We start from the raw sequence: 19,154 nt of genomic DNA, 5'->3' as shown, positions 1-19,154 counted from the left end.
GACCCGCTGCGCCGATTGCGAAGTTACTTGCGGCGCACGGTCCGCTGCACCCCGCGCATCTTGGCGTTCGCGGGCATCGGCCCCTTGGGCAGCATGCTGGCACCGGCGCGGGTGCCCAGCGCGGCCAGCCGCGACTCCAGGGTGTCGATTTGCTTGACCGAGATGTTGCTCGGCAGCCGGGTGAGGTGGCGTTCCAGTTTGGCCAACGGAATCTCGCCGTCGCCGTTGCCCACCACGATGTCGTAGATGGGTACGTCGCCGATCAGTCGCGCGGTGCGCTTCTTCTCCTGCGCCAACAGCGGTTTGACGCGGTTCGCCGATCCCTCGGCGACGAAGATGACGCCGGGCCGGCCGATTACGCGGTGCACGGCGTCGAAGTGACCTGTGGCGGCCACTCCCGGGGTAACCCGCCACTTGCCGCGCATGTTTTCCAGCGCCCAGGCCGCGGCGCCGGTTTGGCCTTCGGCTTTGCGATAGACGCTGCGCTGAGCCCGTCGACCGAAGATGATGAACGCCACCAGGGCACCCAGCATCACGCCGAAGACGATCAGCAGGATCATGGTGAACCCGCCGGCCCACACTCCAACGGCCACCGCGAGGGCCACGATGAGCAGGAAGGCGCCGATCATGTACGGCACCAGGCGCTTGTCTTCCTTGCGCTGCATGTTGAACGCCTGCCACAGCTGGCTGCGGCGCTCCCGAGCGGCAGCCTTGCGGGCAGCCTTCGCTTCCTCTTTGGCTGCCTTGGACTCGGCGGCGTTACGGGATTTGGCCATAGTCACCAAGGATAGTGACGTTCAGCGCGTGGCTGAGTGACGGTGGCGAACAGCGGCCTGTTCGTAGAGGCGACCCGCCCGGTACGACGAGCGCACCAGCGGTCCGGCCAGCACGCCGGCGAAGCCGATTTGCTCGGCATGCTGGGCGTGTTCGACGAATTCCTCCGGCCGCACCCAGCGATCAACCGGATGGTGGCGCGTCGACGGGCGCAGATATTGGGTGATGGTGACGATGTCGCAGCCGGCGTCATGCAGATCGGCCAGCGCGGTACGCACCTCGTCGGGTGTTTCCCCCATACCGAGGATCAGGTTGCTTTTGGTGACCAGCCCGACGTCGCGCGCGGCGGTGATCACGTCCAGGCTGCGTTGGTAGGTGAAGGCGGGGCGGATTCGCCGGAAGATGCGCGGCACGGTTTCGACGTTGTGCGCCAACACTTCTGGGCGCGACTCGAACACCTCGGCAAGCCGGTCCGGTTGGCCGTTGAAGTCGGGGATGAGCAGTTCGACGCCGGTCTGCGGGTTGAGTTCTCTGATGGCGCGCACCGTCTGCGCGTAGAGCCAGGCGCCGCCGTCGGGCAGGTCGTCGCGGGCCACACCGGTGACTGTGGCGTAGCGCAGGCCCATCGCCTGCACACTCTCGGCTACCCGGCGGGGTTCGTCGCGGTCCAGCGCGGCGGGCTTGCCGGTGTCGATCTGGCAGAAGTCGCAGCGGCGGGTGCATTGGTCGCCGCCGATCAGGAAGGTGGCTTCCCGGTCCTCCCAGCATTCGAAGATGTTCGGGCACCCGGCCTCTTCGCACACGGTGTGCAGGCCCTCGCGGCGGACAAGGCTTTTCAGCTCGGTGTACTCCGGGCCCATCCGCACCCGCGTCTTGATCCACGGCGGCTTGCGCTCGATCGGGGTCTGGGCATTGCGTACCTCGAGGCGCAGGAGTTTGCGGCCTTCCGGTGCGACAGTCACAACGTCGATGCTACGCGGACGCCCGGGATGTGCTCTTGCACCGGCAGTGCACCGTCCAAGGCGTCGCACACGGCGTCGGCGACTCGGGTGCGGACGTCCGCAACGGTGACCCTGCGGCCCAGTTCGGTCGACAGCGACGTAACTCCGGCGTCGCTGATGCCGCACGGCACGATGGTGGTGAACGCACCGAGGTCGCAGTCGCAGTTGATTGCGAAGCCATGCAGTGTGGTGGCACGTGACACCCGGACCCCGATGGCGGCGATCTTGCGAGCCGGCCGTCGATCGCTGGCCGGCAACCACACCCCGGATCGGCCGTCCACCCGGCCGGCGTCCAGGCCCAGTTGGGCGCAGACCTTGATCAACGCCTCCTCGAGACGACGCACGTAGTTGACCACGTCCAGGGGCTCGGCCAGACCGATGATCGGGTATCCGACCAACTGTCCGGGGCCATGCCAGGTGATCTTGCCGCCGCGATCGGTGTCGACGACCGGAGTCCCATCAACGGGCCGTTCGTGCGGCTGGGTGCGCCGGCCCGCGGTGTAGACCGCGGGATGTTCCAACAGCAGCAACGTATCGGGGCCACCAACGACCCGGGCGTCGGCCAGCTCCCGTTGCAGCTGCCAGGCCTCCAGGTAGTCGATCGATCCCAGCTGGCGCACATCGATCGCGTCCGCGCTGGATCGGATGGACTCGGTCACACAGGCGAGGCTACCTGGACTCGGGTGCCCAATTCCTACGGCTCGTGCAGCCGCAGCGTCGCGTATTCCAGCGCCTCGCCAATTGTGTTGTGGTGGAACTGGAAACCGGCGCGCTCCAAGGCCGACGGAATGGCGCGCTGACCGGTGAGCAAGCCCTCGTCGGCGAATTCACCCAGCGCCGCCCGCACCGCAAATCCAGGCACCGCCAGCGGCGTCGGACGGTTGACCGCGCGGCCGAACGCGGTGGTGAACTCGGCATTGGTGACGGGCGCGGGACCGGTCAGGTTCACCGGACCGGACAACGAGGGATTCGAGATCGCGAACAGCAGCGCCCGTACCTCGTCTTCGAGGCTGATCCACGACATGTACTGACGGCCGCTGCCCAGCCGAGCGCCCAGGCCCACCGAAAACACCGGTCGCATCATGCGCAGCGCACCGCCCGATGGTGCCAGCACAATTCCGGTGCGAGCCAACACCACCCGCGTGCCGCTGTATTGGGCCGGCAGTGTGGCGGCTTCCCAGTCGACGCACAACTGGGCCAGGAAACCCTTTCCGGCAGAATCGTTTTCGTCGACGACGCGGTTCTTGGTATCGCCGTAGTAGCCGACCGCGCTGGCGTTGATCAGGGTGCTGACACCGGCGTCGGCGACGGCCGCCGCCAGCACCTCGGTCGGGGCGATGCGGCTGTCGCGCAAGCTCTGCTTGAACGCCCCGGACCACCGGCGCTTGCCGATGTTGACGCCGCACAGGTTGACCACCACGTCGACATCCAGCAGCGCGTCCGGATCGAATTCGCCGCTTTCTGGATTCCAGTGCAGCTCTTCGGAATTGGCTGGGGTCCGGCGCACGATGCGCAGCACGGTGTGGTCGGCGGCGCGCAACGCTGCGGTCAGAGCCGAGCCGATCAAGCCAGACGAACCCGCTATCGCGATAACGGCGTTGTCCACAATGGGGAAGCCTCTCCTAAAGCCCTAGATCGGCCTCGAAAGATCCCTCTTCAAGGCGATGCTTGATGGTGGTGAGGAAACGTCCGGCATCGGCGCCGTCGATCAGGCGGTGGTCGTAAGTCAAAGGCAGGTAGCAAACTGAGCGCACGCCGATCGACTCGTTGCCGAATTCATCGACGATCACCCGAGGCCGGCGCACGATAGCCCCGGTGCCCAACATCGCGGCCTGCGGCGGCACCAAAATCGGGGTGTCGAACAACGCGCCCTGGCTGCCGATGTTGGTGATGGTGAACGTGCCGCCGGACAACTCGTCGGGCTTGAGCTTGTTGGACCGGGCACGCGCGGCGATATCGGCGATGGCCCGGGCCAATCCGGCCAACGACAAGTCGCCGGCATTGTGGATCACCGGAGAGAGCAGCCCCTGCTCGGTGTCGACGGCGAACCCGAGGTGTTCGGCGTCGTAATAGGTGATTTCCTTGGAATCCTCGTTGTAGCTGGCGTTGATGTTGGGATGAACCTTCAGCGCGTCGATCACGGCCCTGGCGATGAACGGCAGGAAGGTCAGATTCACGCCTTCGCGCTCGGCGAACGCGTTCTTGGCCTTGGCCCGCAACGCCACGATCTTGGTCATGTCGACCTCGTGAGTCTGGGTGAGCTGCGCGGTGGCTTGCAGCGATTCCCTCGTCTTGGCGGCGGTGATCTGCCGAATCCGGCTGGCTTTCTGCGTGGTGCCCCGCAGATGTGCCAAGGATGGCGAGGGCGCAGCGGGGGCCTTGGCGGCGGGCGCGGCGGGCTCGGATTTGGCGGCCGGGGCGGGCGCCTTCTCGCTGTCCTTCTTCTGCTTCTTCTCCTCGGCAGCGGCCAAGACGTCCTGCTTGCGGATGCGTCCACCGACGCCGGTGCCGGTGACCTCGGCGAGGTCGATGTCGTTCTCGGCGGCCAGCTTTCGCACCAATGGAGTGACATACGGCGCGCCGTCACTTTGGGCGGCCGCCTGCTGATCCGGTTCGGCCTTCGGCGCGGGCTTTTCCTCGGCCTGCGGCTTGGGTTCCGGCTTGGGTTCGGGTTTTGGCTCTGGCTTCTTCTCGGCCTTCGGTTCCGGTTCGGGTTCGGGTTCCGGTTCCGGTTCGGGCTCGGGTTCCCGTTCCGGTTCGGGCTCGGCTTTCGCCTCCGGTTCCGGTTTGGGCTCCGGCTTGGCATCACCGCCGGCTTTGGCGCCCGAGCCGATCCGTGCCAGTTCCCCGCCCACCTGGACGACGTCATCCTCTTCGGCGGTAATGCTTTCCAGCACGCCGGCCACCGGTGACGGGATCTCGGTGTCCACCTTGTCGGTGGACACTTCCACCAGCGCGTCGTCCACCTCGACCGAATCGCCCACCTTCTTCAGCCAGCGGGTCACCGTGCCTTCGGTCACCGACTCGCCCAACTCCGGCATCAACACCGGCGTCGAGTCCCCATCAGACCCACCGCCGGACTTGGCTGGTGACGACGGTTCGGGCTCGGATTTCGGCTCGGGTTCGGGTTCCGGTTCCGGCTCGGCTTCTTGCTCGGCCGGCGCCTGGTCGCCACTGTCCTGCTGGGCCGAGTCGCCCGCCTCGTCACCGCCGCCGTCGCTGTCCTCGGAATCGCCGATGACGGCCAATTCGCCGCCCACCTCTACCGTGTCGTCCTCTTGGGCGATGATCTTGGTCAGCACGCCCGCGGCCGGCGACGGGATTTCGGTGTCCACCTTGTCCGTCGACACTTCCACCAGCGGCTCATCGACCTGGACCGTGTCGCCTTCTTGCTTGAGCCAGCGGGTGACCGTTCCCTCGGTAACGCTCTCACCAAGTGCCGGCATCTGGACTGAGAAGGCCATCGTTATTGACTCCTGGATCGGTCGTCGGTCGGCACACGTCGATCTCTGGCTTACCACACCACGGTGAAGCTGGCGGGAAACCCATTTGATGTCGAAACTATCCTGTCACCGCATTTTTGTCGGCCCACAGCCAGGGCCAGCTGACCGGCGCACCCCCTTGCTACGGTGTGGCCACTGATAGGCAGCAGCAAAGCGGCGGTGGTCGGAGGTTCCATGTCGGCAGCAACACAGGCACCCGAGCGGTTCATAGACAGCGCCGACGGAGTCCGCATCGCCGTCTATGAGGAAGGGAACCCCGAGGGGCCGACGGTCGTGTTGGTACACGGTTTTCCCGACTCGCATGTGTTGTGGGACGGTGTTGTTCCGCTGCTGGCGGAGCGTTTCCGCATCATTCGCTACGACAACCGCGGCGTCGGCTTCTCGTCGGTGCCCAAACCGGTGTCTGCCTACTCGATGGCGCGCTTTGCTGACGATTTCGCCGCGGTCATCGGCGAGCTGAGTCAGGGCCAGGCGGTGCATGTGCTGGCCCACGACTGGGGCTCGGTGGGCGTATGGGAGTACCTGAGCCGGCCCGGGGCTGGCGACCGGGTCGCATCGTTCACCTCGGTGTCCGGTCCGAGTCAGGATCAGTTGGTCAACTATGTCTTCAGCGGTCTGCGGCAACCTTGGCGGCCACGCCGGTTCGCACGCGCGCTCGCCCAGGCGCTGCGGCTGAGCTACATGGCGCTGTTCTCCATCCCGGTGCTGGCGCCGCTGGTACTACGGCTGGCGCTTTCGGTCCCGGCCGTGCGGCGCAACATGGTGGACAACATCCCCGTCGAGCAGATCCATCACTCCGACAAACTGGCCCGCGACGCCGCTCAGTCCGTAAAGACTTACCCCGCCAACTATTTTCGGACCTTCTCAGCGAGCTGGCGGCGCCAGGGCGTCGCGGTCGTCGACGTGCCGGTGCAACTCATCGTCAACACCCAAGACCCCTATGTGCGGCCCTACGGCTATGACGAGACGGCCCGCTGGGTGCCGCGGCTGTGGCGACGCGACATCAAAGCCGGACACTTCTCGCCGATGTCGCACCCGCAAGTGATGGCGGCGGCTGTGCACGACTTCGCCGACCTGGCCGAAGGCAAACGGCCGAGCCGCGGGCTGCTGCGGGCGCAGGTCGGGCGCCCCCGCGGGCAGTTCGGGGACACCTTGGTGTCGGTGACCGGGGCCGGCAGCGGAATCGGTCGGGAGACCGCCCTGGCGTTCGCCCGGGAGGGTGCCGAGGTCGTCGTCAGCGACATCGACGAGGCCACCGTCAAGGAGACCGCCGCCGAGATCGCCGTCCGCGGCGGCGTAGCGCACCCCTATGTCCTCGACGTTTCCGACGCCGACGCGGTCGAGGCGTTCGCCGAGCGGGTCAGCGCCGCACACGGGGTTCCCGACATTGTGGTGAACAACGCGGGCATCGGCCAGGCGGGCGGCTTCCTGGACACCCCACCCGAACAGTTCGACCGGGTGTTGGACATCAACCTCGGTGGCGTGGTCAACGGCTGCCGCTCGTTCGGGCGGCGGATGGTCGAGCGCGGCACCGGCGGACACATCGTCAACGTGTCGTCGATGGCCGCCTATGCGCCGCTGCAGTCGCTGAACGCCTACTGCACGTCCAAGGCGGCGACGTTCATGTTCTCCGACTGCTTACGCGCCGAACTCGACGCCGCAGGCGTGGGGCTGACCACCATCTGCCCCGGCGTCATCAACACCAACATCATCCAGACCACGCAGTTCCACGCCCGCGGCGGCAACGACGACACCGTTGAAGGGCGCCAGGGGCAGCTGCAGAAGATGTTCGCGGTGCGCCGCTACGGGCCGGACAAGGTAGCCAACGCCATCTTGTCGGCGGTCCAGACCAACAAGCCGATCCGGCCGGTGACCTTTGAGGCCTACGCGCTGTACGGCATCTCCCGCGTGTTGCCGCAGGCGCTGCGCAGCACCGCGCGCATGCGGGTCATCTGAAGTTCACACGCCTCTCGGCGCTCGGGTACCGATCCCGTCGTTTCGCCGCAGCAGCAGCGCCGCTCCGATCCCGGCGAGCCCGATGACGGCCAGCGGGATGGTCCACGTCCGCCGGCCCGACACCGCGGACTGGCATTGCGCCACGTAATCGGTGTGCGGAAGGACCTGATTGAGGATCGGGATGTTAGCGCCGGTCTTGTCGTTGGCGTTGCGCGCCGACGACATGTCCGCCGCGATTCCGTTCCCGCAGGAAACCTTCCCACCGTTGCTGTTGTCCACCGTCACCGGAACCAGCAGCCCGATCACGCCGGCCAGCAAAAGCACGGCGCTCACAGCAAGGATCAACCGTCGCACAGTCACAATTCGGCCTTTCGGTGCGTGCACATTCCGACCGTGCAATTAGTAGCCGCGGCGGTCCCGGGTTAAACGCACCCGGTTGGCCGGCCAGTTAACGACAGGGTTGCGGTACTACTTTCGTCTGGTGGGGGTATCCCGCGGGGAGAATCTTCGCGCGAAAGGACCCTCATGTCGGTGACCGAAGCACTGAAAGTTACTCGTGACGTGGCGACATCCCGTCAAAAAGTGTGGGATGTCATGGCCAACGGATGGACGTACTCGCAGTGGGTGGTCGGCAACAGCCGCACGCGCGCAGTCGACCCGAACTGGCCCGAACCCGGATCGTCGATCAGGCACTCCATCGGAGTGTGGCCGCTGCTCATCGACGACAAGACCGTGGTCGAAAAATGTACGCCGGGTGAGGAACTTGTTCTGCATGCACGTGGCGGGCTGATGGGCGCCGCGCGAATTACGCTGCGGCTCAGCGACACTCCGGAGGGGTGCCACGTCGAGATGATCGAGGTGCCCGTCTCGGGGCCCGGTGCCCTGATGCCCGATCGAGTGGCGCTGGCGGCGGTGTATCCGCGCAATCGGGAATGCCTGTGGCGGCTGGCGGCGCTGGCCGAACGCCTCGATCCCAGTCAGGTCAAATAGTGGAATCGGCCGACGCGGTCGTCATAGGTGCTGGACACAACGGCCTGGTGGCCGCCGCCATGCTGGCCGACGCTGGCTGGGATGTCGTGGTGCTCGAGGCTCAACCCGAACCCGGCGGCGCGGTGCGCAGCGCCGAACTGGCACCCGGTTACATCACCGACCTGTTCAGCTCGTTCTATCCCATGACGATTGCGTCGCCGGCCATCGCCGCGCTGGGGCTGGAAGATCACGGGTTGCGCTGGTCGCACGCGCCGGCGGTGGTGGGTCATCCGCGCAGCCCCACCGACGACGACCCGCCGGTCATCTACCACGACCCCGCCCGCACCGCGGCGGAGTTCGAACGGCGCCAGCCCGGCGACGGGGAGAACTGGTGGCGGCTGGTGGCGCTCTGGGACAAGGTCAAAGAGCCACTGCTGCACGCGATTTTGGCGCCGTTCCCACCGGTCGGACCGCTGACGCAGCTGCTGACCAAACTCGGTACCGCTGAGGCGCTGCGGCTTGCCAATCTGCTTGTGCAGCCGGCAAATTCGATGGCCGAGCGGTTGTTCGCCGGCGAGGCGCCACGAGTCATGTTGCTGGGCAACGCCATGCACGCCGACATACCGCCCGACGCGCCGGGCAGCGGCGTGATGGGCCTGCTGATGTCCATGATGGCCCAGGACCGGGGCTGGCCGGTGCCGGTCGGGGGGGCCGGGCAATTGACCGCTGCGCTGGTCAAGCGCGCGGAGTCGGTGGGCGCGCAGATCGAATGCAATCAGACCGTCGCGCGCATTCAGGTCAGCGGCGGTCGGGCGGTCGGGGTGAGCACGGCCGCGGGTCGAACGGTCCACGCGCGCCGGGCGATCATCGCCGATGTGACGGCGCCGCGCCTGTTCTGCGAGATGCTGCCGGCGGATGCGCTGCCCAAGGGGCTGCGGCATGACCTCGAGCACTATCTGTGGGATCCGCCGGTGGTGAAGGTCAACTATGCGCTCGACGGCCCCGTCCCGTGGCGGGCCAAGAGCTTGCACAGCGTGGGCACCGTCCACCTGGGGGCCGACGGTGACGGGTTGATCCGATGGATGGCCGACGTGAACACCAAGGTGATACCGAAAAGCCCGTTCATGCTGCTGGGTCAGACCACCACCGCGGATCCCAGCAGATCCCCCGACGGCACCGAAAGTGTCTGGGCCTACACGCATTTGCCGCGCAGCATCGACGACGACGCGTCGGCCGAGCAGCTCTCGCAATCGATGGACGACGTCATCGAAGCGCACGCGCCCGGGTTCGGCTCGCGGGTGGTCGGCCGGTTTCTGCAACGCCCGTCGGACCTAGAGGCCAGCGACGCCAACCTGTACCGCGGTTCCCTCAACGGCGGCACCGCTCAGCTGCAGCAGATGCTGATCTTTCGACCCGCTCCGGGCATGGGCCGACCCGAAACCCCGGTCGAAGGGCTGTATCTGGCCAGCGCATCGGCCACGCCGGGCGGCTCGGTGCATGGGGCGTGCGGGCGCAACGCCGCCAACGCCGCGCTGCGTGCCGGCGGGGTGACCGGCTGGCCGCGGCGCAAACTGCGCAAAGCGGTGTTGTCGCTGCTGACTCGCTGACTCGACGCTCAGCCGTTCGCGGCGATATCTTCCAGCACCGCGAACATGGTGCGAGTCGGCACGCCGGTGGCGCCCTTGGGCGTGTAACCCCACGGGCTGCCGGTGTTGTAGGCCGGGCCGGCGACGTCGATGTGCGCCCAAGCCACGCCGTCGGCGACGAATTCCCGCAGGAACACCCCGGCGACCAGCATGCCGGCGAAGCGCTGTCCGCTGATGTTGGACAGGTCGGCCACGGTGGACTTCAGGTCGTCTTTGAGCTCCTCGGGCAGCGGCATGGGCCAACCGTTTTCGCCGACCTGCTGCGAGATGGCGGCGACCCGGTCGCGGAACGCGTCGCTGCCCATCACCCCGGGAATTCGGGCGCCCAGCGCGACCGTCTGCGCGCCGGTCAGAGTCGACGTCTCGATCAGGTAGTCCGGGTTGTCCTCACACGCCCGAACGATGGCGTCGGCCAGGATGAGCCGGCCCTCGGCGTCGGTGTTCTGCACCTCGACCGTGATTCCGCCGTACTGGGTCAACACATCGCCGGGGCGCTGCGCCGTCGCCGAGGGCATGTTCTCGGCCATCGGCACGGTGGCGATCACGTCGATGGGCAACTCCAGTTGCGCGGCCAGCGTGACCGTCGCGATCACCGCAGCCGCCCCGCCCATGTCGGAGGTCATATGGTGCATACCCGCCGCGGGCTTTATCGAGATGCCGCCGGTGTCGAAGGTGATGCCCTTGCCCACCAGAGCCACCTTCTTGGTTGGCGTGCCCCTCTTGGCCAGCCGCGAACCGCGGTGGGTCAGCCGGATCAGCCGCGGCGGCCGTGAAGACCCCTGCCCGACGCCGATCACCCCGCCGTAACCGCCCTTGGCCAACGCCTTCTCGTCGAGCACCTCGACCTGCAGCCCTACCGATTCACCCAAAGCCTTTGCCCGGCGCGCGAACTCGGCGGGAAAGAGGTGGCTCGGCGGAGTGTTGACGAAGTCGCGGGCGGTGGCGACCGCGGTAGCGACCGCCGCACCGTGCGCCACCTGCTTCTTGGCGTCCTTCGCGGTGCTCAGCACGGTGATCTTGCGCAGCCCAGCGTCTTTGGGTGCGGTCTTGCCGCTGCGGAATGCGGTGAACCGGTAGCTGCCCAGGATGAGGCCCTCGACGGCGGCCGACGCGACGCCGTCCCCGGGCAGTTCGGCGAGGGTGGTGATCACCGCTTCGGCTCGACCCAGCGAGCGCGCCGCCGCACCGGCGGCGCGGCGGATGGTGTCCGGCGACCACTCCGGGCGCGGCCTGCCCAGGCCGACGGTGAGCACGCTGGCCACCGGCAGCGACGGCACGACCAGCCGATGGACCTGCTCGGTGCCGCCGGAGGCGTCCAGTGCGCGCAGGCCGGCCTCGATCTCGGCGACGGCGTCGGCGGGCAGCAACGGTTCTGCCGTCGCGACGGCGGCACCCGGCCGGTCGTCGTCGCCGGTGGAGACCACCGGCACCAGCAATACCGCAGAACCTGCACCCCGTTTGGGTAGCGATGTGGCGACGTTGACGGAAGGGCTCTGGTACAGCGGTTCGGCGGTCACGTGCATTGACCCTAGCCGCCGTGCAGGTCGAACACGTCGATAGGCGTGTCAAAACCCTTGAGCGTCATCGGGCCATAAGCGATCGCGGGCCAGTCCGGCAGTTCGTCGCGAAGCTGCGTCGCGGCCAGGATCTGACCGGGCGCCGCCGCGGCCACCAGCCGGGCCGCCAAGTTGACCGGGTTACCGAAGTAGTCGCCGTTGATGGCCAGAACGGTGCCGTAGGAAAGCCCCGCCCGCACCTGCAATCCTTCGGCGCGGGCCTTGGGATGGTCGACGAGGTCCACCGCCACCCGCACCAGCCGCTCCGGCGTTGGACTCACCCACATCACCGCGTCACCGATGAACTTGACCACCCGGCCCCCGTCGGCATGCACCACGTCGGCGACCGTGCCGCCGAATTCGGTGAGCAGGTCCGACAGTTGGGCCGGGGTGAGCATCTGCGTCAGCGCGGTGAAGCCGGAGAGATCGGCGAATCCGACGCCGCACACCACACTTGCCGACGTGTCGCGCAGTACCCCTTCGAAATAGGTACGGGCACTGGTCAAGTGGTGGCGATGCACGATATCGATCAGCGCCCCGATTTTCGGGACGAACTCCGCGGCTGCGCGGTAGGCCTGCGCCGTGGCGAGTTCGTCGTGCGTGTGGGTCATCTGGATGTCGGGCATGGCCGAGCGGATGATCGTCGACTCCGCCTCGGCGAGGCGGGCCATCGCGGCGCCCAGCACACGCAACAAACCCGAGGCGCCGTCTTCGCCCATCACCGCCTTGAGCTGAACCCACGTCGTGAGGGCGTCGACGTCGGCCTGGCTGAGCGCGGGTACGTCGAGACCGGCAATGGTCAGGCCGAGCAGACCCCAGGCGTGCGCCAGCTCCTCGGCGGACTGGCCGAGGATCTGTGCCGCGTCCTGCAGGGTGTAGGTGGGGCGTCCCGACCATTGCAAGACATCGCCGGCCAGCCCGAAGAGCCGGCCTCGTCGCTCGGCGTCGGCCATCTCCTCGACCGTGAACCCCAGCTCGTCGAGGTACTTGATCAGGTCGGCGCGCTCGCGCGGGTTGGCGATCCCGGCGGCTTCCAGCGCATCGAAGTCCTCCGCGGAGCCGGACACCTGCCTAAGTGTGCCAGCATCAGCGCTCGATTAGGGTGGGACGCCGTGAGCGATGCGCCGCAGCTGCAGCAAGGACCGTTGGAAGACCGCCACCGCGAGTTGGGCGCAAATTTCGCCGAGTTCGGCGGCTGGCTGATGCCGGTCTCGTATGCGGGCACGGTCAGCGAACACAACGCCACCCGTACCGCCGTCGGCTTGTTCGACGTCAGCCACCTCGGCAAGGCGCTGGTCCGTGGCCCGGGGGCCGCGCAGTTCGTCAACTCAGCACTGACCAACGACCTCAACCGCATCGGGCCGGGCAAGGCGCAATACACCTTGTGCTGCACCGAATCCGGCGGCGTCATCGATGACCTGATCGCCTACTACGTCGCCGACGACGAGATCTTCCTGGTGCCCAATGCCGCCAACACCGCCGCGGTGGTCGACGCGCTGGGCAGTGCCGCGCCGGCCGACCTGACGATCACCAACCTGCACCGCTCGTACGCGGTGCTGGCCGTGCAGGGACCCCGCTCGCCCGACGTGCTGGCCGCCTTGGGGCTGCCGAGCGAGATGGATTACATGGGTTTCGCCGACGCTGACTATGCCGGCGTGCCGGTGCGGGTGTGCCGGACCGGCTACACCGGTGAGCACGGCTATGAGCTGTTGCCGCCGTGGGACTCTGCTGGTGTGGTGTTCGATGCGCTGGCCGCGGCGGTCTCCGAGGCCGGCGGCCAACCGGCGGGCCTGGGCGCGCGCGACACGTTGCGCACCGAGATGGGCTACCCGCTGCACGGGCACGAACTGTCCCTGGACATTTCACCGTTGCAAGCCCGCTGTGGCTGGGCCATCGGCTGGAAGAAGGCCGCGTTCTTCGGCCGCGACGCCTTGCTGGCCGAGAAACAGGCCGGGCCGCCGCGGCTGCTGCGGGGACTGCGCATGGTGGGTCGAGGGGTGCTGCGGCCGGGGATGACGGTGCTCGACGGCGACAAGGCGATCGGGGTCACCACGTCGGGAACGTTTTCCCCGACGCTGCAAGTCGGCATCGCGTTGGCACTGATCGATACCGCGGCCGGTGTCGAGGATGGCCAGCAAATCACCGTCGATGTGCGCGGTCGTGCGGCGCCGTGTGAAGTGGTGCGGCCGCCTTTCGTCACGCTGAAGACCCGCTGACCGATTGCTGCGCGGGGAAAACCCGTTGCTGCACCGATATAGACTTGACCCCTATGACCAGCGGCTCCCTCGAGTTCTCGGTTTCGGCGTCGGATCATCCCGCCACCGAGGCGCAGCGGGTAGCCATCCTGGCTGACCCGGGATTCGGCAAATACCACACCGACCACATGGTCTCGATCGACTACGTCGACGGGAAGGGTTGGCACAATGCCCAAGTCATCGCCTACGGCCCGATCGAATTGGACCCGTCGGCGATCGTGCTGCACTACGCCCAGGAAGTGTTCGAGGGGCTCAAGGCTTACCGCTGGGCGGACGGATCGATCGTGTCGTTTCGCGCCGACGCCAACGCCGCCCGGTTGCGCTCCTCGGCGCGGCGGCTGGCGATCCCCGAATTGCCTGACGAAGTGTTCCTGGAATCCCTGCGCCAACTGGTCGCCATCGACAAGGAGTGGGTGCCCAAGGCCGGCGGCGAAGAGGCGCTGTATCTGCGCCCGTTCATCATCGCGACCGAGCCGGGGCTGGGCGTGCGGCCGGCCAAGGAATACCGGTACCTGCTGATCGCCTCGCCGGCCGGCGCGTACTTCAAGGGCGGGATCAATCCTGTTTCCGTCTGGATCTCAACGGAATTCGTGCGGGCCAGTCCGGGCGGCACTGGTGCGGCCAAGTTCGGCGGCAATTACGCGGCCTCCCTGCTGGCCCAGGCCCAAGCCGCCGAAAACGGTTGCGACCAAGTCGTTTGGCTGGACGGTGTCGAGCGTCGCTACGTCGAAGAGATGGGCGGCATGAATCTGTTCTTCGTGCTCGGCAGCGGCGGTTCGGCCCGCCTGGTCACCCCGGAGTTGTCAGGTTCGCTGTTGCCGGGCATCACGCGAGATTCATTGCTGCAGTTGGCTATTGACGCCGGATTCGCAGTCGAGGAACGCAAGATCGACATTACCGAATGGCAGAAGAAGGCCGCCTCGGGTGAGATCACCGAGGTGTTCGCCTGCGGTACCGCGGCGGTGATCACCCCGGTCGCGCAGGTCAAGTACGGTGACGCGGAGTTCACCATTGCCGATGGCCAACCGGGAGAAGTGACGATGGCGCTACGCGACACCTTGACCGGGATCCAGCGCGGCAAGTTCGCCGACACGCACGGTTGGATGTCGCGGCTGGGCTAGGCAGGGCGCCAGCCCTACCGCCCGAGCGTGAAGCCAGCTTCACGCCGGGGCTCGAACGTGAGCGCAGGTTCACGCTCGAGCGCGGGCACCCGCAAGTTACAGGTGCGCGAGCGCCGCCAGCGTCACCGCGCACACCGTCGTCGTCAACTCGATGGCCGCGCCCAGCACATCGCCGGTGATGCCGCCGAACCTGCGCACGCAATGGGCCACCAGGACCACCGCGCATGACACCGCCACCACCACGGCGACCGGCCCCTGCCACGGCCGCGTCCCCGCCCACAGGGAAACCCCGAGCAACACCGCCAGCCACGCCGCCACCACCGCGCTCGGTTGCGTACCGGCGACCCGCGCACCCAGCGTGCTGCCCTCAGCCGCCGGTATTGACCGGCGACAAGCCAACACCGCGCTCACCCGTCCGGCGAAGACGGCCACGACGATGCCGGCGGCGTGCAGCGACGCGAAAGCCAACCCCTGCACGGTGATGACCAAGACGACGGCCGCCACCCCGAACGGGCCGCTCGATCCGTCGCGCATCACGGCAAGCGCCCGTTGCGGCGGTCCGTAGCCCCCCAGCCCGTCGGCGGTATCGGCGACGCCGTCGATGTGCAGGCCGCGCGTCGCCAACAGCAGTACGGCCACCGCCAACAGCCCCGACAGTGCGCTCGACGGCCCGAACGCCTGCCCGCCGGCCCACGTGATGACCGCGGCCAGTGCGCCCAGCGCGGCACCGACCACCGGCAGCGCAGTCATCGCGCCGCGACCCATCCCCGTCACCCAGGAATTGGGCACCGGCAGCACCGTTCCAAACGCGAAAGAGGTTGCCAGCCAGCGCATTACGACGAGGATCGGGTAGAGACCCCGGCGTCGGAGAAGGTCGCCATAGCGGACAGCGCCGCGACGGCGGCGCGCAGCACCGGCAACGCGACCGTCGCGCCGGTACCCTCGCCCAGTCGCATGCCCAGATCGAGGATCGGGTCCAACTGCAACGCGCTCAGCGCCAGCCGATGGCCGGGTTCGGTGGACCGGTGACCGGCCTGCCACCACTGCCGGGCACCCGGCGCCAGGCGCTCGGCAACCAGCGCCGCCGCCGTCACCGCCATGCCGTCGAGCAGCAGGGGAGTGCGCCGCACGGCGGCCTGCGCGCAGAAACCCGCCATCGCTGCCAGGTCCGCACCCCCGCAGCACCGCAACAACCCGACCGGATCACCCAGTAACGGCCGCGCCCGGAACAGGGCGTCGCGCACCGCCGCGGTCTTGCGCGACCAGCCCGCGTCGTCGACACCGGTCCCGAAGCCGACCACTGCGACCGGTTCCTCGTTGGTCAGTGCGGCCACCAGCACCGCGGCCGGGGTGGTGTTGCCGATACCCATGTCGCCGGCGATCAGCAGATCGGCGCCGGCGTCGACCTCCTCGTCGGCGACGCGCTGGCCGGCGGCGATCGCGGCGGCGGCCTCTTCGTCGGTCAACGCGTCGTCACGGGCGATATCGCCGCTGCCGCGCCGCACCTTGTGCGCCCCGATGCGTTCGGAGAGAGGTTCGGCGTCGACGGCCACGTCGACCACGCGAACCGTGGCGTCGGCAACGCCGGCCAGCGCGTTGATCGCCGCGCCACCGGCGTCGATGTTGGCGACCATCTGCGCGGTCACCTCGGGTGGATAGGCCGACACTCCGGACCGGGCGACGCCGTGATCGCCGGCGAACACCACCACCCGGGCCCGCGCGAACTGCCGCGGCGGGCACTGGCCCTGGCAGGCGGCCGCCCACACCGACAACTCCTCGAGGCGTCCCAACGCCCCGCGCGGTTTGGTGAGGGTGTCTTGCCGGACGCGGGCGGCCGCTGCGACGTCCGGGTCGGGCGGCAAGACGGGCGCGAACCCGATCATGTCGCCTGCGGCTTGATCGGCACCGGCTGCCCGGCCACGACCAGCACCACCCGCTCGCACAGCGCAGCCACCTGCTGGTTGAGGTCACCCAGCTCGTCGGCGAAACGGCGTCCCGAAGCCGTGGCCGGTACCACGGTCAACCCCACTTCCGGGCTGACCAGAACCAGCGTGGACTCGAACGCGCGGACCGCGGCGAGCATGTCGTCGACGGGCTGGGCCACCGACCCGTCCTCCCAGTGGTGGCGATCCAGCGTGCCGGTCAGCCAGGCGCCCAGGTCGTCAACCAGGGTCGGCGTGTCCGGTGACTCGAGCAACTCGGTGGTGATGTCACCGGTCTCGACCGTTGACCAGTGGCCGGGACGACGGCTGCGGTGCGTGGCCACCCGTCGGGCCCAGTCGGTATCGCCGTGGCCGGCCGGGCCGGATGCCAGGTAGCGGACCGGTTGGCCGGCCGGCACCGACTCGGCGATCACGCCCTCGGCCCAACGGGACTTACCCGATCTGATGCCGCCGAGCACGAGGGTGCGCGCAGCGCTAGCCGACATCGGCGCCGCGCTCAACTTGCGGCTTGGGGGAGCGCATGCGACGCATCTGGGAGGCCCGGCCCGCGGCGTAAAGGCCCAATTTCCAGTGGCTTTCGGTGTTCTTCGGGAATTTCGCGTCGACCAGCCGGCCGACCTTGCGACCCAGGATGACCCCGTCGATCGTCATGAAAGCCATCAGCACCAGCATCGCCGGCGACATGTAGAACTGCACCTGCGGCACGGCGAACATGGCGAACAGCAACGCCAGCGCCGACGGCATGAACAGGCCCAGCACGTTGCGCCGGGCGTCGACGATGTCGCGCACGTACCGACGTACCGGCCCCTGGTCGCGCGGCAGCAGGTAAGCCTCGTCGCCGGCCATCATCCGTTCCCGGCGTTCGGTCATCCGTGCCCGGCTGGCGGTCCGCTCGGCCCGGCGCTCCTCGCGGCTGAGTTTGGGACCGGCCAACGACTTGCGCCGGGCCCGCGCCTCGGCGGCGGTCATCGGAGCCGGTACCACCGGGCCCTTCTTGTTCTTGCGGGCCTCGCTGCGCTTCGGAGTCGGCCGGCCCTTGCCGCTCGTGCTGCGCGGCGCGGTAGGCACGTCCACGATCTCGACGGGGGTGGCGGGCGCGTCAGCACCCGGTTGATTGCCCTTCTTACGGCCCAGCAGCTTCACAGTCGACAGGTTACTTCGCGGCTGGCCGCGCGCCGGAATTGCGCCGCTGTTACGCATGCGCCAGTAAGCAAATCCGACATACGCTGGCGGGTAATGAACGGCTCGCAGGCCTCGGATGATCCTGCCGGTGGCTTCGGGCCCGGCAGGTTGCAACTGCCTGCCATGCGGGTGCTGGTGGCGCCCGACTGCTACGGCGACAGCCTGTCCGCGGTGGAAGCCGCCGCCGCCATCGCCACGGGCTGGACCAGGTCGCGGCCGGGTGACTCGTTCATCGTGGCGCCGCAGTCCGACGGGGGCCCCGGTTTCGTCGAGGTGCTGGCCAGCCGGCTGGGGCGCAAGCGACGGCTGCGGGTGTCCGGGCCGTTGGATGACCCGGTGGACGCGGCGTGGGTCTTCGATCCCGGCTCGGCGACCGCCTATCTGGAATGCGCGCAGGCCTGCGGACTGGCTTTGCTGGGCGGGCCGCCGACGCCGGAGACCGCGATGACCGCGCACAGTAAGGGCGTGGGCCAGCTGATCGCCGCCGCGCTGCAGGCCGGCGCGAAGCGGATCGTGGTCGGCCTGGGCGGCAGCGCCTGCACCGACGGCGGGCGCGGAATGATCACCGAACTCGGCGGCCTGGACGACGCCCGCAAGCGGTTGGCCGAAGTCGAGCTGATCGCCGCCTCGGACACCGAATATCCGCTGCTCGGGCCGTGGGGCGCATCCCGGGTCTTCGCACCGCAAAAGGGAGCGGACACCGCCACCGTCGCTCAGTTGGAGGTGCGTCTGGAGGCGTGGGCGATGGAACTGGATGCCGCTGCGGGCCGCGATGTGAGCGCGGAGCCCGGCGCCGGCGCGGCCGGGGGAATCGGGGCGGGGCTGCTTGCCCTGGGTGGCCGCTGCGAATACGGTGCCGCGATCATCGCCGAACTGACGCACTTGGAGGACGACCTGGCGGACGCCGAGTTGATCGTCACCGGCGAGGGGAAATTCGACGAGCAGTCCCTGCACGGCAAGGTAGTGGGCGAGATCGCCGCGGCGGCCCAGCCGCTGGGTATCCCGGTGATCGTGCTGGCCGGGCAGGTGTCGTTGGACAAATCCGCGACCCGCCTGTCCGGCATCATGTCGGCGCTGTCCATGGCCGAATATGCAGGATCGGTGGGGCTGGCGTTGGCCGACGCGGCCAATCAACTGATGGGATTGGCCTCGGAGGTGGCTGCGCGACTCGGGAATAGCGGCCCGCCGGGGTACCGTTGAGTTAGTGGGTTTTCCCCAAGAGCACATCCCAGACCGGATCGCGCTGGG

Annotated in this window: 18 protein-coding genes; 6 read left to right on the top strand and 12 right to left on the bottom strand. The window is 68.2% G+C overall.

Annotated elements, in window-relative coordinates; all coding sequences use genetic code 11:
* Positions 1–23: 23 nt before the first annotated feature.
* Genes I2456_RS15750 through sucB form a run of 5 tightly spaced genes read right to left on the bottom strand, consistent with a single transcriptional unit; the run spans position 24 to position 5,239 of the window.
* Entirely contained in the window at positions 24–776 is a 753-nt protein-coding gene (locus tag I2456_RS15750) for a DUF4191 domain-containing protein (protein WP_068026819.1), read from the bottom strand.
* A gap of 21 nt (positions 777–797) precedes the next feature.
* Positions 798–1,736: a lipoyl synthase gene (lipA, locus tag I2456_RS15745; protein WP_068159879.1), complete on the bottom strand. Its 939-nt coding sequence runs from the start codon at positions 1,734–1,736 to the stop codon at positions 798–800.
* Entirely contained in the window at positions 1,733–2,434 is a 702-nt protein-coding gene (gene lipB / locus I2456_RS15740; protein ID WP_085074534.1) for a lipoyl(octanoyl) transferase LipB, read from the bottom strand. Before lipB ends, lipA begins: the two co-directional genes overlap by 4 nt.
* Positions 2,435–2,469: 35 nt before the next feature.
* Complete coding sequence (locus I2456_RS15735; RefSeq protein ID WP_068026809.1) at positions 2,470–3,381, bottom strand: TIGR01777 family oxidoreductase; 912 nt, start codon at positions 3,379–3,381, stop codon at positions 2,470–2,472.
* A gap of 16 nt (positions 3,382–3,397) precedes the next feature.
* Positions 3,398–5,239, bottom strand: coding sequence for a 2-oxoglutarate dehydrogenase, E2 component, dihydrolipoamide succinyltransferase (gene sucB / locus I2456_RS15730; protein WP_085074533.1), 1,842 nt, complete (start codon positions 5,237–5,239; stop codon positions 3,398–3,400).
* A 213-nt stretch (positions 5,240–5,452) separates the two neighbouring features.
* On the opposite strand from sucB, the gene I2456_RS15725 reads away from it, so the two are divergent.
* Positions 5,453–7,234: an SDR family oxidoreductase gene (locus tag I2456_RS15725; protein WP_085074620.1), complete on the top strand. Its 1,782-nt coding sequence runs from the start codon at positions 5,453–5,455 to the stop codon at positions 7,232–7,234.
* Positions 7,235–7,237: 3 nt separating this feature from the next.
* On the opposite strand, the gene I2456_RS15720 is transcribed toward I2456_RS15725, so the two are convergent.
* On the bottom strand, positions 7,238–7,594 hold the full coding sequence (locus I2456_RS15720) for an aminopeptidase (protein WP_068026803.1): 357 nt from the start codon (positions 7,592–7,594) through the stop codon (positions 7,238–7,240).
* A gap of 165 nt (positions 7,595–7,759) precedes the next feature.
* Here I2456_RS15720 and I2456_RS15715 point away from each other — a divergent pair, with 165 nt between their 5' ends.
* Positions 7,760–8,224, top strand: a complete 465-nt coding sequence (locus I2456_RS15715; protein WP_068026800.1) for an SRPBCC family protein — start codon at positions 7,760–7,762, stop codon at positions 8,222–8,224.
* Entirely contained in the window at positions 8,167–9,810 is a 1,644-nt protein-coding gene (locus I2456_RS15710; protein ID WP_085074532.1) for a phytoene desaturase family protein, read from the top strand. Before I2456_RS15715 ends, I2456_RS15710 begins: the two co-directional genes overlap by 58 nt.
* An 8-nt stretch (positions 9,811–9,818) precedes the next feature.
* On the opposite strand, the gene I2456_RS15705 is transcribed toward I2456_RS15710, so the two are convergent.
* Complete coding sequence (locus I2456_RS15705; protein ID WP_116645710.1) at positions 9,819–11,366, bottom strand: leucyl aminopeptidase; 1,548 nt, start codon at positions 11,364–11,366, stop codon at positions 9,819–9,821.
* A gap of 11 nt (positions 11,367–11,377) precedes the next feature.
* The gene (locus tag I2456_RS15700; protein WP_085074531.1) at positions 11,378–12,472 is read right to left on the bottom strand and encodes an adenylate/guanylate cyclase domain-containing protein; all 1,095 of its coding nucleotides are present in this window, start codon (positions 12,470–12,472) and stop codon (positions 11,378–11,380) included.
* A gap of 45 nt (positions 12,473–12,517) precedes the next feature.
* Here I2456_RS15700 and gcvT point away from each other — a divergent pair, with 45 nt between their 5' ends.
* Positions 12,518–13,621 carry a glycine cleavage system aminomethyltransferase GcvT gene (gcvT, locus tag I2456_RS15695; protein ID WP_085074530.1) on the top strand — a complete coding sequence of 368 codons (1,104 nt, stop codon included), beginning with the start codon at positions 12,518–12,520 and terminating at the stop codon, positions 13,619–13,621.
* 53 nt (positions 13,622–13,674) lie between these two features.
* Entirely contained in the window at positions 13,675–14,781 is a 1,107-nt protein-coding gene (locus I2456_RS15690) for a branched-chain amino acid aminotransferase (RefSeq protein ID WP_085074529.1), read from the top strand.
* 96 nt (positions 14,782–14,877) lie between these two features.
* Here I2456_RS15690 and I2456_RS15685 read toward each other — a convergent pair whose 3' ends face one another.
* The 4 genes from I2456_RS15685 to I2456_RS15670 are packed head-to-tail and all read right to left on the bottom strand — an operon-like array spanning position 14,878 to position 17,867.
* Complete coding sequence (locus tag I2456_RS15685; protein ID WP_085074528.1) at positions 14,878–15,615, bottom strand: adenosylcobinamide-GDP ribazoletransferase; 738 nt, start codon at positions 15,613–15,615, stop codon at positions 14,878–14,880.
* Positions 15,615–16,664 (bottom strand): nicotinate-nucleotide--dimethylbenzimidazole phosphoribosyltransferase, encoded by a 1,050-nt coding sequence (gene cobT / locus I2456_RS15680; RefSeq protein WP_085074527.1) that lies wholly within the window; start codon positions 16,662–16,664, stop codon positions 15,615–15,617. Before cobT ends, I2456_RS15685 begins: the two co-directional genes overlap by 1 nt.
* Positions 16,661–17,209, bottom strand: a complete 549-nt coding sequence (locus I2456_RS15675; RefSeq protein WP_068026778.1) for a bifunctional adenosylcobinamide kinase/adenosylcobinamide-phosphate guanylyltransferase — start codon at positions 17,207–17,209, stop codon at positions 16,661–16,663. The genes cobT and I2456_RS15675 overlap by 4 nt, the downstream gene beginning before the upstream one ends.
* Positions 17,199–17,867 carry a DUF3043 domain-containing protein gene (locus I2456_RS15670; RefSeq protein ID WP_068026775.1) on the bottom strand — a complete coding sequence of 223 codons (669 nt, stop codon included), beginning with the start codon at positions 17,865–17,867 and terminating at the stop codon, positions 17,199–17,201. The genes I2456_RS15675 and I2456_RS15670 overlap by 11 nt, the downstream gene beginning before the upstream one ends.
* A 162-nt stretch (positions 17,868–18,029) precedes the next feature.
* Between I2456_RS15670 and I2456_RS15665 the strand changes: the two genes are divergently transcribed.
* Positions 18,030–19,106 (top strand): glycerate kinase family protein, encoded by a 1,077-nt coding sequence (locus tag I2456_RS15665; protein ID WP_139823209.1) that lies wholly within the window; start codon positions 18,030–18,032, stop codon positions 19,104–19,106.
* Positions 19,107–19,154: the final 48 nt, after the last annotated feature.

Origin of the sequence: Mycobacterium kubicae, from assembly GCF_015689175.1 — a bacterium.
Classification (GTDB): domain Bacteria; phylum Actinomycetota; class Actinomycetes; order Mycobacteriales; family Mycobacteriaceae; genus Mycobacterium; species Mycobacterium kubicae.
This window is presented reverse-complemented; position numbering and strand designations above follow the sequence as displayed.

Excerpts from the sequence above, each read along its gene's own strand:
- I2456_RS15665 (WP_139823209.1), top strand. The coding sequence starts at position 18,030 with ATGCGGGTGCTGGTGGCGCCCGACTGCTACGGCGACAGCCTGTCCGCG.
- I2456_RS15710 (WP_085074532.1), top strand. The coding sequence starts at position 8,167 with ATGCCTGTGGCGGCTGGCGGCGCTGGCCGAACGCCTCGATCCCAGTCA.
- I2456_RS15675 (WP_068026778.1), bottom strand. The coding sequence starts at position 17,209 with ATGTCGGCTAGCGCTGCGCGCACCCTCGTGCTCGGCGGCATCAGATCG.
- cobT (WP_085074527.1), bottom strand. The coding sequence starts at position 16,664 with ATGATCGGGTTCGCGCCCGTCTTGCCGCCCGACCCGGACGTCGCAGCG.
- I2456_RS15750 (WP_068026819.1), bottom strand. The coding sequence starts at position 776 with ATGGCCAAATCCCGTAACGCCGCCGAGTCCAAGGCAGCCAAAGAGGAA.
- I2456_RS15715 (WP_068026800.1), top strand. The coding sequence starts at position 7,760 with ATGTCGGTGACCGAAGCACTGAAAGTTACTCGTGACGTGGCGACATCC.
- sucB (WP_085074533.1), bottom strand. The coding sequence starts at position 5,239 with ATGGCCTTCTCAGTCCAGATGCCGGCACTTGGTGAGAGCGTTACCGAG.
- I2456_RS15725 (WP_085074620.1), top strand. The coding sequence starts at position 5,453 with ATGTCGGCAGCAACACAGGCACCCGAGCGGTTCATAGACAGCGCCGAC.
- I2456_RS15690 (WP_085074529.1), top strand. The coding sequence starts at position 13,675 with ATGACCAGCGGCTCCCTCGAGTTCTCGGTTTCGGCGTCGGATCATCCC.
- I2456_RS15685 (WP_085074528.1), bottom strand. The coding sequence starts at position 15,615 with ATGCGCTGGCTGGCAACCTCTTTCGCGTTTGGAACGGTGCTGCCGGTG.